This window comes from Micromonospora sp. NPDC003241, from assembly GCF_053589795.1.
Genome location: NZ_JBSFSO010000108.1, coordinates 1 through 1,130, shown reverse-complemented (window position 1 = coordinate 1,130; position 1,130 = coordinate 1). Strand labels below are relative to the sequence as shown.

At 61.1% G+C, this 1,130-nt stretch carries 1 protein-coding gene; it reads right to left on the bottom strand.

Annotated features, from left to right (window positions below; all coding sequences use genetic code 11):
* On the bottom strand, window positions 1-1,036 hold a 1,036-nt coding region (locus ACWDVW_RS32660; protein ID WP_449956854.1), incomplete at its 3' end, for a hypothetical protein.
* Window positions 1,037-1,130: the final 94 nt, after the last annotated feature.

The following is a 1,130-nucleotide window of genomic DNA, read 5'->3' as shown; positions in this document are numbered from 1 at the left end:
GACTACCCGCTACCGCACCATCCACCGCCCTCTGCCACAGGTCGTCAAGGACACGCAGGGCCATGGCCGGAGCACGAACAACCGAAACCACTTTGGAAAGATCACGGACCGGCGAATACCTGCCCGGACTCTCGTGCTTCTGCAACCGCAACAGCGGGCCGTCCACGCTGGAGCCGCGGGTGAACGGGAAGTCCGATTCAACAATCTGGACGCGGACACCGAAAAGCTTGGTGAAGAGATCGATAAGATCGTCAAATTTCTTGTTAGGTGAGACCCCCATCGCGGCTCGTAGGTCCGCACTCGTCCAACCGGCGAACAACCCCGGATACGCCTCCCGGTCCAGTAACCAAATCAACGACGCCATCAATGAATCAGGCCGATCCGCGTAGCTCTCAAACACCTCCCGCACCAACAGCCGCTGAACTTCTCCCCTGGACTCGATCACGAGGAGCGACAGCTTCCCGTCGAACTCATCGAACTGCAATCCCACCGGGCGGCTTTGGAAGCGTGGGAGGGTGGCCACCTGCCGGCCATGTGGCCCTGCACCGGTCTGGGTAATCTCCCGCAGGTGCACCGTCTCCTCGGTAGTATAGGCGAGGATCAGATTGCCGTCCGGCAGTTGCCCGAAAGCCATCGCACCTAACCATGAAGTGCCGAATTTAAGGTACCATGAAGCGTCGGGGGTAAGGTCACCTGCCGGTTGTGCCGTTGGCCTGCCGCCGGTCTCGGTGATTTTCCATAGGTGAAGCTTATCGTCGCCGCCAAAGGCGAGGATGAGATTACCATCCGGCAGCTGCCCGAAAGCCATCGCTCGGACCGTGGTGGATTGGACGGCCAGTGGGGCTTCTAGCGGTTGTGCCGTCGGTCCATCTGGGGTCTCGGTGATTTCCCACAACCGGACCGTCATGTGATCCACGTAATCGTTGACGAAATATCCAAACCCGGCTGGTCTCGGTGGCCCGACGGGTATCTCGGTTACCTCGGCGACGGCGAGGAGCAGGTTGCCACCCGGCAGCTGCCCGAACGCCACCTTCATCACCTTCGAGTTGTGGGCGGGCAGTGGGGCTCCTGCCGGTTCTACCGTGGGCCCGTCGTCGGTCTCGGCAATTTCCCGCAAGTGGACCATCCCG